Below are 13,356 nucleotides of genomic sequence, written 5' to 3' on the forward strand. Positions count from 1 at the left end.
GAAACATGAAACATAAACGACTACTCACTTTTATCGCACTGGCATTAACCGGCATTTCCATCGCTGCGCCCCAAATTGATTCGGCACGCGTGGATGCCATGCTGGAACAGTTTGGCAATGCGGAACAAAACCAACTCCCTCCCGATGCCCGCCAGCAAATCGAAAAGACTTTGGCCGCAACCGACATACTGAAAGCAGAAGCCTTAAAACAGGGCTTGGACAAACAGCCCGCCGTCCAAGCGCGTTGGAAGAATTTGGAAGCGCAATTCTATGCCTCCCAATACGAAGAACACCTGGTTAAAACCGTTTCCGTCAGCGACAGCGAGGCACTTGCCGCTTACGGCAACCTGACCCGAATCGTCAAGCTGGCACAAGTCCGTTTTGCCACGGCAGACGAAGCACGCGCCGCACAGCAACTGCTGCTGAAAGGCTTAAGCTTCGAGAAACTGATGGAACGCTACCCCAATCCCGATCAGCCCGCCATGCAAGAACCTTTGCCGATTGGTCGCCTTCCGGTAGAAATTGCAAATATCGTCGGCAATATGCAAAAAGGCGATGTCAGCCGCGAGCCGGTAGCCTATCAAAACGAATTTTACCTGTTCAAAATTACCGCCTCCGAGCAAGCACAGGATGCACCGCCGTTTGAACAAGTAAAAGAAGCCGTTATCCAGCAAGTGAAACGGCAGAAGGCACAGGAACAAATTGACCAACTGTTGAAAGCAAACGGTATTTCCCTGTAATACCGCCGGCGAAAGCATGAGGCCGTCTAAAAATGACTTTTCAGACGGCCTCAACTTCAAATACAGCCCGACAGGGTTATATAGTGGATTAAATTTAAATCAGGACAAGGCGACGAAGCCGCAGACAGTACAGATAGTACGGCAAGGCGAGGCAACGCCGTACTGGTTTAAATTTAATCCACTATACTTAAAAGTTATTCTGCACCCTTATAATGCTCTGACTCCTTCAAAATTTCAGGTTTCACGATTCCCTGCAAATCCTTAGTGGAAATGGTCAATTCAGGTGTGCCTAAAACATATGCACCAATTTCGTAACTTTGATACAAGAAAGTCAAGCCGTTTTTATCAAACCGCCAGTTTTCCGTGGCGGAAAAATCATTGCCGTTATACTCGACAATATATTCGCGCGCGCTTTTTTCGTCACCCTCTCGGCTTTCCAACAAATACTTGACATAGGCTTCTTTAATCAGATGCGTCAGTTTTGCTTTTTGTCTGGGCAACAGGATGTCATCCAACTTAAGCGGTTTCGGATTGGCAATACCGCGTTTCAATACCGTCAGGGTATGCACGCCGTTTCCGTGTGCGCCACAGGTATATCCCCAGTCTCTGTGGCCGAAAACGGCATAATTGGGCGTATAACCCGTCAGTTCCAACGTATCCATATAGTCCAACGCACAAGGAGAACCACCCTCTTTACGGCTCCTCCTGTTTTCCTGATTGGTTTCCTTTACGTCTTTGTCGCGCATTAAGGCCGTCTGAACCGATTTCTGTGTCGGCAGTTTGCCCCCCATTTGTTTTCTGACCCAGTTATCCAAATGTTTATCGCCGGTAATCGGATAGCCGACGGTAAGTTGATGGCAAAGGGGTTTGCCTTCACTGTTTTTTCCGTCACAGGATTTGGCTTCCAAGGTTTTGGATTGAAACGATAAAGGGGCAGCCTGAACATTTGCAGAGAAAACGAGGGACAGTGCTGCGGCAGCAAGCGTTTTGCGGAACATATCAACACCTATTAGGATTTGGATTTAATCAGCGGGAAGCCCAATGCTTCGCGGCTTTCGACGTATTTCTGCGCGACGATACGGCTGAGGGCGCGGATGCGGCCGATGTAGGTGGCGCGTTCGGTCACGGAAATGGCGCCGCGTGCGTCTAATAGGTTGAAGGTGTGTCCGGCTTTGAGGACCAGCTCGTAGGCGGGCAGGGCGAGGCTGGCGTTTTCTTCGGCGAGCAGGCGTTTGGCTTGCGCTTCGTAGTCGTTGAATTGGCTCAGCAGCCAGTCGGCATCGCTGTATTCGAAGTTGTAGGTGGATTGTTCGACTTCGTTTTGGTGGTAAACGTCGCCGTAAGTTACTGTATTACCGTCGAGCGTTTTTGCCCAAACGAGATCGTAGACGTTTTCCACGCCTTGCAGGTACATCGCCAAGCGTTCGATGCCGTAGGTGATTTCGCCGAGTACGGGGGTACAGTCGATGCCGCCGACTTGTTGGAAGTAAGTGAACTGGGTCACTTCCATGCCGTTGAGCCAGACTTCCCAGCCCAAGCCCCATGCGCCGAGGGTGGGGTTTTCCCAGTCGTCTTCGACGAAGCGGATGTCGTGGACTTTGGGGTCGATGCCCAATTCGCGCAGGGAATCGAGATAAAGGTCTTGGATATTGGCGGGCGCGGGTTTGAGGGCGACTTGGAATTGGTAATAGTGTTGCAGGCGGTTGGGGTTGTCGCCGTAGCGGCCGTCTTTGGGGCGGCGGCTGGGTTGGACGTAGGCGGCAAACCAAGGCTCGGGGCCGAGTGCGCGCAGGCAGGTGGCGGGGTGGGAAGTACCGGCGCCGACTTCCATGTCGAAAGGTTGGATGACGGTGCAGCCTTTGTCTGCCCAGAATGTTTGCAGTTTGAAGATGATTTCTTGGAAAGTGAGCATGGTAAAGTTGTGTATTTTGCAAAAGAAAGGCATTTTACTGTTTTGACGGTACTTTGAATAGCTTGGGATAGCTTGCTTTCCTCATTGCATTTATAATGCGGAAAATTTTGTTTGGCTTATGTTAAAGGAATGTTATGAATAACGGTAAAAATGAACACAAAGAACAAAAAATCGGCCTGTGGCTGGTTGGCGGCGCAGCCGGTTTATCTGTGCTGACCATCCTGTTTTTATCGGTTTGGGGCTGGGAAACAGGCAAAATCGAAGGCTCTCCCACTTACGGCCAAGCCGCCGCATCCGAAATGGCCGCATCAGCCGTATCGCAAGCCGCCGCATCCGAAAGCAACGAACCTGCCGTCATTACCGACTTAGAAACGGGCGAAACCGGCACGGCAGGCGGTTCGTTATTCATCATCCAAGAAGCACCTCCGCTTGAAGTCGAACTCGCGCCGTCCGAATCTGTCGGCGACAAAGGCCTCTCCGTCCCTATTGAGGAAAGCGTCGTGCAAAACCAAGGTTCGGCAAACGAAGCGCAAGACGAAGCCCGCATCGTTACTGCAAACGGCGCAGTGAAATTCTACTTCGCCACAGGCAAAGCCGATGTTGCCCCGGGCGCGCAGGAAGCATTGAAAGATGTGCTGGTTGCGGCATTGGGCGGCAAAAAAATCGTGGTTTCCGGCTATCACGACAGCACCGGCAATGCGCAAGTCAACGAAGAACTGTCTAAACAGCGTGCATTTGCAGTCCGCACGGTATTGCTGGGCTTCGGCGTACCGGACAAACAAATCGAACTGCGCAAACCGAGCGACACCGAAGCAGGCAGCGGCGCAGAAGCCCGCCGTGTGGAAGTGTTCGTCGAGTAATCACTCCAATACACAGCGCATTGAATTTCAAAGGCCGTCTGAAAGCATCTGTTTTCAGACGGCCTTTCTGTCCGACGGACTTCTCTGCCGGCAGCGGGCGGAATGTATAGTGGATTAAATTTAAATCAGGACAAGGCGACGAAGCCGCAGACAGTACAAATAGTACGGCAAGGCGAGGCAACGCCGTACTGGTTTAAATTTAATCCACTATACGAATCCGCTATAAATTTTCCCCTCCATCAACTCTCTCACGGTTTGAACAATCTTGGATTTCCCCGCCCGGCCCTGCTTGAAGTTCAAGCCATAACAGGTTTGCGTCAAGCCATCGTTTCCGTACCAATAAGGCCGTCTGAAAAACGTTTCCGCTTTGCGGCTGATGTTTTTCAGACGGCCTTTTACCGATACGAGTCAAACCCTTGCCTTATTTTGCGTTCTGCCGGTACCACTCGATAAACGCATCAGGTTGGACGAAACCCAACAAGGCTTCGCCGTGGCTGCCGTCGGCTTTGACCACAAACACGCCCGGCGGGCCGAACAGGCCGTATTCTTTCAACAAAGCCTGATGGTCGGCGGTATTCGCAGTTACGTCGGCTTGAAAGAAACGGTTCATCGGCACGGCCTGACGCACTTGCGGCGTGTTCAGGGTATAGGCTTCCATTTCTTTGCACGACACGCACCAGTCGGCGTAGAAATCCAGAATCACCGGCGTATTGGGGTCTTCCTGCCATGCCGCCGCCATTGCGGCTTTCAGCTCGGCCACATCGGTGAATTTATGGGCGGCTTCCCCGGCCGGATGCAGGGTCAGAAAACGGTGCATCGCGGTTTGTCCGCCGCGCAGGCTTTGCAGGCCGAACCAGCCGCCGCACGCCAGCAGGAATACTGCCAAAACCGCAGAAACGGTTTTCAGACGGCCTTTCTGTCCGCCAAGCTTCATCAGCAGCAGGGCGGCCGGAGCAAGCAGCAGCAGGGTGTACAGCGTCGCGGCAAGGGCGTAAGGCAGGAAGGACGAGGCCAGATAAACCGCCACCGCCAGCAGGATAAAGCCGAAGGTGTATTTGACGCCGTTCATCCAATCACCTGCTTTAGGCAAGATATGGCCGCCGAAAGTGCCGATGATGACCAGCGGCACGCCGGTACCCAGTGCCATGGCATACAGTGCCAGGCCGCCGAGCACGGCATCGCCGGTTTGGCCGATGTAGCCTAGTGCCAAGGCCAGCGGCGGGGCGACGCACGGGCCGACAATCAGGGCGGAGAACATGCCCATGCCGAATACGCCGGCGATTTTGCCGCCCGACAATTTGTTGCTCTGCTGTTGAAAATAGCTTTGCACGGCGTTGGGCAATTGAATGTTGAACAGGCCGAACATGGACAACGCCAGCACCACCATCAGGGCGGCCGCAGACAATACGACGGCGGGCTGTTGCAGCCAAACGGTCAGCAGCGCGCCGGTCAGTCCGGCAATCACGCCGACGATGGTATAAGTCAGGGCCAGGCCTTGGGTGTACACCATCGTCAGGGCGAAGGCCCGGCCTTTTCCGGCGTTTTTATCGCCGACTACGATGCTGGAAACAATGGGAATCAGCGGATACATGCAGGCAGTGAAACTCAATCCCAGCCCGGCAGTAAAAAACGCCAATAAATTGGCGCTTAACGTATCCCACGACAGTTTGAAACGGCTGCTGTCGGCCTTGTTTGCCGGAGCGGGCGGCACGGCTTCCGCTTCGTTCAACGTGGCTTTCGGTGCGGTAAACCGGCCGGAGGGCTTGTCGGCCGCACTATCGTTTTGCACCGTGTGCAACCCTTCGCGGTCGATTTCGAATGTGGTTTCGTTCGGCGGATAGCACACGCCGACATCGGCACAGCCCTGATACAGCACGGTCAGCTTATATGTGCCCGAAGGGGCGGCCTTATAAGGGAAAACCGCTTGGGCTGCGTGGTAATACACGGTTTGCTTGCCGAAGAATTCGTCTTCCTTTTCTTTGCCGGGCGCGTATTGCGTGTCGCCGAACGCGGTTTGCGGCTCGGCGGCGACGGTTATCTTGTCGCGGTAGAGATAATAGCCGTCGGCGATTTTGAATTCGACGGTTACGCCCTGCTTGTCGGCCTTCACCTGCGGCACAAACGCCTGTTCGGGCGGCAGCAGTTGCGAGGCATCGACGGCGAAGGCGCGGCTCAGGCTGAAGAAGGCGGCGAGGAAGAAAATCAATTTTTTCATTGTACTGACTCGGTTGTGGATTGGCTGCAACGGGCGGTTTATAGACATTTCCCGCCATACTGTCAAACGGTTTGCCGACAAATATTGAGCAAACTCAGCAAAGGGCGGATTATCCGTTCGAATGCGTGCGGCGAATCGTCGGAAAGTCGCATTCGCAGGCAGAATTGCAACAGGCCATCTGAAAAAAACGTTGCGGCATTTTTCAGACGGCCTCTTCCGCCCGCATCGGGCATGGCGATGGCGGCCAAACAAAAAGGCGGTACGCTATGCCGCCCGAAGCGTTAATAATCGACTCTGATTTTCGGCTGCTGCTTCGCGGCCTGATATTCGCCTTCCAGCTCGAATTGCAGCGGATAAAGGTTCAGCTTTTCCATCAGCAGGCGGTCGCCGTCTTCGCCGGGGTTTTCGGTGGTTAAGAGCTTGTCGCCGTAGAAAATCGAGTTCGCGCCCGCCAAGAAACACATCGCCTGCATGGATTCCGGCATATTGCTGCGGCCTGCAGACAGGCGGACGTAGCTCTCGGGCATGGTAATCCGTGCCACGGCGATGGTGCGGACGAACTCCGTCCAGTCCAAATCTTCGGCATCGGCCAGCGGCGTGCCTTCCACTTTGACGAGCTGGTTAATCGGCACGCTTTCGGGCTGCGGGTCGAGGTTGGCGAGGCTGGCAATCAGCCCCGCGCGTTCGGCGCGGGTTTCGTTCATGCCGACGATGCCGCCGCAGCAGACTTTCAAACCGGCGTTGCGGACTTTGCCCAAGGTGTCCATGCGGTCTTCGTGTTTGCGCGTGTGGATGATGTCGTTGTAGCGGTCGGGGTCGGTGTCGAGGTTGTGGTTGTAATAGTCCAAACCTGCTTTTTTGAAGTCTTCCGCCATACCGTCTTCGAGCATGCCGAAGGTTCCGCACACTTCCATACCCAGCCCTTTGACCGCGCTGATGATTTCGGAAACCACGGCCACGTCTTTCGGCTTCGGCCCGCGCCATGCCGCACCCATGCAGAAACGGCTTGCGCCGCGCGATTTGGCGATTTTCGCTTTTTCGACGATTTCGTCCACATCCATCATCTGCTCTTTGCCCAGATTGGTGTTGTGGTGCGCCGATTGCGGGCAGTAGGCGCAGTCTTCGGGACAACCGCCGGTTTTGATGGACATTAAGGTGGAAAGCTGGATTTCGCGCGGGTTGAAATGGCTGCGGTGGATTTCGGCCGCCTGAAAAACCAAATCCAGAAACGGCAGGTCGAACAGGGCTTCGACATCGCATTTTTTCCAATAACGCGCGGTCGGATGCGGCTTGCGCTCGGTTTGGCGGCGCAAGGCAACGGGAGATACGGTCATATTGTGTTCCTTTGTGTTCGCAGCGGCGCAATGACGCTGACCGGCCCAACCGTCATCGCAATGATGCCGGCGGCACTTTCAGGGGAATAAAGATTTGACGCTTGCCGAAGGATTCGGGCCGACCGCTTACCGCTTCAGGCCGTCCGAACCCGCCGTTTGGCACGGCTTCGCGCTAATCTCGCGGGGTGTATTCATTCAAATCGATTTCTTCGGGCGGATACAAAATCCACGAAATACCGTCGGACTGCTGTTTGACATGCCACACGACCACGCCGTGCGTATGCGTCCACATATGCCGGGTACCGTCTATATCGTTGATGGCAAACGGCGGTATCCACATCAGCGAAATTTCGCCGTCCCCCGCCCAACCCGCCTCCAAAAACCGCTGCCGCGCGATGTCCAGATAGGGTTCGGCATTATCGACAAAGCCGGCAGGATTCAGGCCGAAGTGCAGATTATCCACATATTCAAACCAAATCAGCTTGAATTCGTGCAGTTTTTGCGGCGGATAGGGAATAACGGCCGCTTTCGGAATGGTGTATGCCATGATGCAGAGTTTAAACGGAATCGGGTGTATCAGGCCGTCTGAAAAGCGCGCGGCAGTTTAACATTTTTTAATTTCGGGCGGCAAACCGTCGGCACGATAATTCAAACTCAGGCAATCTGATGCGGGAAGCGGCGGTATCATGTTTCTTTTTCGAGTCTGAGGCCGTCTGAAAAGGTGTTTTCAGACGGCCTCTTCGTTTTGCCTCAGGCCAGCAGCATTTCCTGCATCAGCTTCATGCCCCACTGCCACCCTTGCAGCGGCCCGTTCAGACGGCCTGCCTGCGGCGCGGCCAATAATGTCGCGCACCACACCTGCGCCTGCCGTCCCACCCATTCTTCGGGACAGTCGGAATCGTCGCGGCCGACGACCAATGCGGTGCGGCAGGGGCAGCGGACGCGTTGGAACGTATGCTCGGCATCGTCGGGGAACGCGGTTTGCAGCGGGGCGGCGAGGATGATGTTGCGCACCCGCCGCTGCGAGAGGATGTCTGCCCGATACAGCCAAGCCAGCCAGGCCGAAACGCCTGCGCCGTGGGCAACGACGGCGACGTTTTGACTGTGTATCTGCTCCCAGGCCGCCTGAATCCGCCGCTGCCATTCATCTATGCTTTGGCTGCGGGACGCGGCGGCCGTGCGGACGGTGGGATAGCTCACCGCCCAGCGGTCTATCCACATTTCGGCTTCGTCGGCATCGCGGACGAGCAGCAGGGTGAGGTCTTCCAGTTCTTGGCTTTGCATGGCGGTCGGGTTGTCGGTAAAAAAGACGGACTGGGTTTGATGTTGTATCCCGTGTCCGTTCGGCGGGAATAGGGAGGCCGTCTGAAACGTTTTTTGTTTTGTAAAAACTCAGTTTGCTTCGGCGGATTCGTTTTGGCTTCGCAGAAACTCAGCCTCCTTCGGAAGCTTCGTTTTCAGACGGCCTTTTTTTGATGCGGTAAAGGCCGTCTGAAAAAACAATGTTTTTATTCTTCGTGCCCCAGAATCATGGAGCCTACACCCTCGTCGGTAAACACTTCCAGCAGGAGAGCGTTGGGAACGCGTCCGTCTATGATGTGGACTGCGCCGACGCCGTTGGAGGCCGCTTCGATGGCGGAGGCGATTTTCGGCAGCATGCCGCCGTAGAGGGTGCCGTCGGCGGTCAGTTCGTCGATGCGGCGCGGGGTGAGGCGGGTCAGCAGGCTGCCGTTTTTGTCCAGCACGCCTGCGGTGTTGGTCATCATAATCAGTTTTTCGGCCTTCAGTTCTTCGGCCAGTTTGCCGGCGACGAGGTCGGCGTTGATGTTGAAGGCGCCGCCGTCTTTGCCCACGCCTATCGGGGCGACGACGGGGATGCAGCCGCGTTCGATGATGCCGGTAATCAGGGCGGTGTCTATGCTTTCGACCGTGCCGACGCGGCCGATGTCCGCTTGTGTTTGTTCGGGGGTGTCGATGAGGAGTTTTTCCGCTTTGATGAAGTGGTTGTCGCGGCCGGTGATGCCGACGGCTTTCGCGCCGCTTTGGTTGAGCAGGGAGACGATTTCTTTGTTGACGAGGCCGCCGAGCACCATTTCGACGATGCTCATGGTTTCGTCGTCGGTAACGCGCATTCCTTGTACAAACTCGCCTTTTTTGCCAATTTTTTCCAGCATTTCGTTAATCTGCGGCCCGCCGCCATGGACGATGACGGGGTGGATGCCGACGAGTTTGAGCAGGGTGATGTCTTTGGCGAAGCCTTCTTTCAGATGTTGCTCGGTCATGGCGTTGCCGCCGTATTTGACGACGAAGACGCTGCCGGCGAAGCGGCGGATGTAGGGCAGGACTTCGGCCAATACGGCGGCCTTGGTTTCGGCTGTTACGGTGTTGTGCGGTACGTTCATGTGCTTGCCTTTTTCTGTCGGATCGTAAATGCGGCTTTTGCCGGGCAGAGGCCGTCTGAAAATGTTTTCAGACGGCCTGTTTAGTTATTTGCGCTTTAAGATGTATTGGCGGACGGCGGCGTTGTGTTCGTCGAGGGTGTGGCTGAACTGGCTCAGGCCGGTGTCGTCCATGCGGGAAACGAAATACAGGTATTTTTCCGAAGAGGGATGGGCGGCGGCCTCCAGTGCGGCTTTACCCGGCAGGGCGATGGGCGTGGGGGTGAGGCCGTTGCGGGTGTAGGTGTTGTAGGGAGTGTCACGCCGGAGGTCGGCTTTGCGGATGCGGCCGTTGTAGGCATCGCCCATGCCGTAGATGACAGTGGGGTCGGTTTGCAGGCGCATGCCGATGTTGAGCCTGTTGACGAAGACGGCGGCAACGTGGCGGCGGTCGTTTTCGTGGGCGGTTTCTTTTTCGATGATGCTGGCCATGGTCAGCAGTTCGTAGGGGGTTTTGTACGGCAGGCCGCTTTGGCGTTCTTCCCAGGCCTGATTGAGGTTTTTCTGCATGGTGCGGTAGGCGAGTTTGTAGAGTTGCAAATCGCTGCTGCCGGCGTCAAGTTCGTAGCTGTCGGGGGCAAACAGGCCTTCCGCGCGGGTGTACCCTGCTTCGGGATCGATTTCTTTCAGCAGTTTTTCGTCGCTCCAGCCTGCGGTGTCGTGTTTCAAATCGGCGGTCTGGTTGATGATACGGCGCATTTGGGCAAAACGCATGCCTTCGATGATTTGTATGGTTACGGTGTCGGACTCTGCTTTTTTCAGTTTTTGCAGAATCTGCCAGGCCGAAACTTTCTGCTGCAGTTTGTAGCTGCCGCTTTGCAGGCGGTTGTGTACGCCGAGCATGTAGGCCGCACCGACCAGCACGTGGCGGCTGTAAATGATGTCGTCTTTGGCCAAACGGTTGCCGACGGCGGCAATGCCCTGGCCGTTTTCGATTTTGATGCGGTAGGTTTGCGGGTTGGTTTTCGGTAAGAACAGCAGGGCGGCGAAAACGGCCGCAGCCAGCAGCATCAGTGCCGAAAGGAAAACAAAGGCTTTTTTCATAGGGAAAAGCGGAAATGCAAAGGGCGGCAGTATAAAGGCAAAGAATCCGTCGGGCAATTTCAGACGGCCTGTTTGCCTCGGCGGCCGCCTGCGGGTAAAGTATCGTGTTGTTACCGACCACTATCAGGAAAGGCAGGGTTTAGATGGAAAACAAACAGAGTCATCAGTCGGACGACGTTATCGACGTCAAACCGGTCAGGGTGGAAAGACAACGGCAGGCGGCAGGCGTGCCCGATATGACCGAAGAGCAGCGGCGCAATTATATGTATGTGATTTACGGCCTGTTTGCCGCCGGCATTTTTACCGGCGGGCTGGCCGTCCTGATCGGTGCCGTCATCGCCTATGCCAAACGCGAAGACATGGCCGGTACGATTTATGCCGACCACATCAGCTTTTTGATTAAAACCTTCTGGGTTTCGCTGGCAGGATTTGTCATCTGCTCCATACTGATGCTGATTTTAATCGGTTTTTGGCTGATGCCGCTGGTGGGAATATGGTATGTCTTCCGTGTAGTGGTCGGCATCATCCGCCTGCTGGACAACCGCACTGTAACGCCCAACGGCTGGCTGATGTAAGGCTTTTTCTGTTTTTCAGACGGCCTCCAATCTTTGTGAGGCCGTCTGAAAACTTCCCAAACCGTTTGACAGACAATACGGACAAACATCATGGACACTTGGCACAACGGCCGCTGGTCGGGTGCGCGGCAGGCCTTTTCGCCCAACTGCGAACTGCGTCCGGCAGGCGAAACCGTCGGACTCGCAGTCATCCACAACATTTCCCTGCCGCCGTTCGAATACGGCACCGGCGCGGTGGAGAAACTCTTTACCAATAACATCGACGAAACGGAACATCCGTTTTACAGCGTCATCAAAGACCTACGCGTTTCCAGCCACTTCTTCATCACCCGCGCGGGCGAAACGGTGCAGTTCGTCTCCTGCAACGACATGGCCTATCATGCAGGCGCGTCCTCGTTTCGCGGCCGGGAAAAATGCAACCGTTTTTCAGTCGGCATCGAACTGGAAGGCTGCGACTTCGAACCCTTCGCCGACGAACAATACGACGCGCTAAACCGCCTGCTCACCGCCCTGCGCCGCCAATACCCGATAACGGCCGTTACCGGCCACCAAAACATCGCCCCCGGCCGTAAAACCGACCCCGGACACTTCTTCGACTGGGCACAAATAGGCGGCTGCGACAGCGCACAGGCCGTCTGAAAAAGCAATACGGCTGATGACGGCGGCGAATTTCGCTATAATCCCCGCCATTGCCAATCAAATAAGCGACAAACGGAAACTTATGGACGCAAAAATCTGGATTGCGGCCGCCATCGGCCTGCTGATTATCTTGGGCGTAATCGCCTACAATATGTATCAGGAAAACCAATACCGCCGCCAAGTGCGCGAACAATTCGGCCATGCCGACAAAGACGCGCTGCTTGAAAGCCAAACCGAATCCGTGCGCGACGGCAAAACCCACGGCGTCGCCGCCCCGCAGGGCAAGCAGGGCAAGCCGCTGGTCGTCGTCCGCCAGGCAGACGTCTCCCGCGAAGATGCCCCGCCTGCGGCTACAACCAAAGCGCAAGTGAAAGCCGGAAACAGCCGCCCCGCACCGGCCAAAGAGAAGCCCGCGCAAACCGCACCGGTCGACCTCTTCTCCGAACCCGACCAGGCCGAGACAGCGCAAAACGAAGCAACCAAACCGCTGTCGTTTGCCGAAATCCGCGAACAGGAGAAAAAACCCGCGCGTGAAAAAGCCGTCCTCGTGATGGAGCAATTCCTCGCCGAACACGACAGCGGCAAGAAAAACACAGACACCGAAGCAGAAACCAAGGAATCCGTCCTTCAGGAAGCCGGCAGCACAGACGGCAACTACACCTTCGCTTCCGTTGCCTCCCCCAAATACACGCAGGAAAAAAACACCGCCAAAGGCAAATTGCTGATGGACTTGGACGACATGGTGAAACAGGAGCTGCCCTGGTTCGAACCGCGCTTCGACTACATGGCCTACATCTCCCTGAGCGAGCCGCAGGAATTCCGCTCCCTGCCGCGCTTTTCCGGCCGCCACCGCTTCCAAATCTCCGGCTGCACCATGGACGGCGTATGGCAGACCGTAGAACCCGTGCCCAACATCTATTACCAAGGCTTCATCGTCGCGCTTCAAGCCATCTCCCGCAAAGGACTGGCCACTGTGCAGGAATTGGAAGCCTTCGGCAGCCAAGTTAACGAATTTGCGGCCAAACTCGATGCCGGTATGAAACTGATGGACATCCCCACCTTCCTCGAAACCGCCCGTCCTTTGGACGAATTGTGCGAACGCGTCGACCAAAGCATCGCCATGCACCTGATTTCGCGCACCTCCGTCAGCGGTACCGAACTGCGGGCCGCCGTCGAGCGCGCGGGCTTCGAATTGAGCCACGACGGGGCATTCCACCTCGACAACGGCAACGGCCGCCCACTGTTCAGCATCGTCACCATGGACGGCAGCGCGTTCACCGCCGCCCTGCTCTCTTCCCAGCCTTATAAAGGTTTCAGCATCCTGTTCGACATCCCGCATGTTCCCGCAGGCAGCAAGAACTTCGACCGCTTCATGGATTTGACCGTCCGCTTCTCCAGCGAGCTGGGTTTGGACTTGGTTAACGACAAACTGGAAGAACTGTCTATGGAATGGCTGAAAGATGTCGGCCGCTACGTCAATGCGCGACAAGAAGAAATGCGTAAAGTCGGCATCGAACCCGGCGGCGAACTGGCCCAACGGTTGTTCTCCTAATCCGGGCGTTACCTGCCTCAAGGCCGTCTGAAAATCAAAACGGGCAC

General features: G+C 55.7%; 13 protein-coding genes and 2 pseudogenes. 7 read left to right on the forward strand and 8 right to left on the reverse strand.

The genetic code is table 11. The annotated features are described in order from the left end of the window. The first annotated feature begins 5 nt into the window (after nt 1–5). Together BM261_RS06655 and BM261_RS12435 are read left to right on the forward strand one after the other, a co-directional pair. Nucleotides 6–740, forward strand: a complete 735-nt coding sequence (locus BM261_RS06655) for a peptidylprolyl isomerase (RefSeq protein WP_074896568.1) — start codon at nt 6–8, stop codon at nt 738–740. A 76-nt stretch (nt 741–816) separates the two neighbouring features. After that, nucleotides 817–930, forward strand: a pseudogene (locus BM261_RS12435) (IS5/IS1182 family transposase); the annotation flags it as partial. Between the two features lie 4 nt (nt 931–934). Here BM261_RS12435 and BM261_RS06665 read toward each other — a convergent pair. Together BM261_RS06665 and glyQ are read right to left on the reverse strand one after the other, a co-directional pair. Next, complete coding sequence (locus tag BM261_RS06665; RefSeq protein WP_256205706.1) at nt 935–1,486, reverse strand: RsiV family protein; 552 nt, start codon at nt 1,484–1,486, stop codon at nt 935–937. A 263-nt stretch (nt 1,487–1,749) separates the two neighbouring features. Beyond that, the gene (gene glyQ / locus BM261_RS06670; RefSeq protein ID WP_074896575.1) at nt 1,750–2,652 is read right to left on the reverse strand and encodes a glycine--tRNA ligase subunit alpha; all 903 of its coding nucleotides are present in this window, start codon (nt 2,650–2,652) and stop codon (nt 1,750–1,752) included. Nucleotides 2,653–2,786: 134 nt separating this feature from the next. Between glyQ and BM261_RS06675 the strand changes: the two genes are divergently transcribed. Both BM261_RS06675 and BM261_RS12440 read left to right on the forward strand, forming a co-directional pair. After that, nucleotides 2,787–3,512: an OmpA family protein gene (locus BM261_RS06675; RefSeq protein WP_074896578.1), complete on the forward strand. Its 726-nt coding sequence runs from the start codon at nt 2,787–2,789 to the stop codon at nt 3,510–3,512. Between the two features lie 105 nt (nt 3,513–3,617). After that, nucleotides 3,618–3,725: pseudogene (locus tag BM261_RS12440) on the forward strand (IS5/IS1182 family transposase); the annotation flags it as partial. 208 nt (nt 3,726–3,933) lie between these two features. Here BM261_RS12440 and dsbD read toward each other — a convergent pair. The 6 genes from dsbD to mltG form a co-directional block, all read right to left on the reverse strand. Continuing rightward, nucleotides 3,934–5,727 (reverse strand): protein-disulfide reductase DsbD, encoded by a 1,794-nt coding sequence (gene dsbD / locus BM261_RS06680; protein WP_074896581.1) that lies wholly within the window; start codon nt 5,725–5,727, stop codon nt 3,934–3,936. 281 nt (nt 5,728–6,008) lie between these two features. Further along, nucleotides 6,009–7,061: a biotin synthase BioB gene (gene bioB, locus BM261_RS06690; RefSeq protein WP_070453372.1), complete on the reverse strand. Its 1,053-nt coding sequence runs from the start codon at nt 7,059–7,061 to the stop codon at nt 6,009–6,011. A 172-nt stretch (nt 7,062–7,233) separates the two neighbouring features. Continuing rightward, nucleotides 7,234–7,608 (reverse strand): hypothetical protein, encoded by a 375-nt coding sequence (locus BM261_RS06695; protein ID WP_074896590.1) that lies wholly within the window; start codon nt 7,606–7,608, stop codon nt 7,234–7,236. A gap of 203 nt (nt 7,609–7,811) precedes the next feature. After that, on the reverse strand, nt 7,812–8,345 hold the full coding sequence (locus BM261_RS06700) for an alpha/beta hydrolase (RefSeq protein WP_074896610.1): 534 nt from the start codon (nt 8,343–8,345) through the stop codon (nt 7,812–7,814). A gap of 224 nt (nt 8,346–8,569) precedes the next feature. Further along, entirely contained in the window at nt 8,570–9,463 is an 894-nt protein-coding gene (argB, locus tag BM261_RS06705; RefSeq protein WP_049251305.1) for an acetylglutamate kinase, read from the reverse strand. Between the two features lie 84 nt (nt 9,464–9,547). Next, nucleotides 9,548–10,543 (reverse strand): endolytic transglycosylase MltG, encoded by a 996-nt coding sequence (gene mltG / locus BM261_RS06710; RefSeq protein ID WP_074896766.1) that lies wholly within the window; start codon nt 10,541–10,543, stop codon nt 9,548–9,550. A gap of 143 nt (nt 10,544–10,686) precedes the next feature. Between mltG and BM261_RS06715 the strand changes: the two genes are divergently transcribed. The 3 genes from BM261_RS06715 to BM261_RS06725 all read left to right on the forward strand — a co-directional run bounded on the left by BM261_RS06715 (nt 10,687) and on the right by BM261_RS06725 (nt 13,309). Next, a complete protein-coding gene (locus BM261_RS06715; protein WP_205277216.1) occupies nt 10,687–11,118 on the forward strand; it encodes a DUF4870 family protein in 432 nt (143 codons plus the stop codon). A gap of 90 nt (nt 11,119–11,208) precedes the next feature. Beyond that, nucleotides 11,209–11,757, forward strand: coding sequence for a 1,6-anhydro-N-acetylmuramyl-L-alanine amidase AmpD (gene ampD, locus BM261_RS06720; RefSeq protein WP_074896614.1), 549 nt, complete (start codon nt 11,209–11,211; stop codon nt 11,755–11,757). An 82-nt stretch (nt 11,758–11,839) separates the two neighbouring features. Next, nucleotides 11,840–13,309: a cell division protein ZipA C-terminal FtsZ-binding domain-containing protein gene (locus BM261_RS06725; RefSeq protein ID WP_074896773.1), complete on the forward strand. Its 1,470-nt coding sequence runs from the start codon at nt 11,840–11,842 to the stop codon at nt 13,307–13,309. Nucleotides 13,310–13,356 lie beyond the last annotated feature (47 nt).

The sequence above is a fragment of the Neisseria elongata subsp. elongata genome (genome assembly GCF_900113545.1).
Lineage (GTDB): Bacteria > Pseudomonadota > Gammaproteobacteria > Burkholderiales > Neisseriaceae > Neisseria > Neisseria elongata.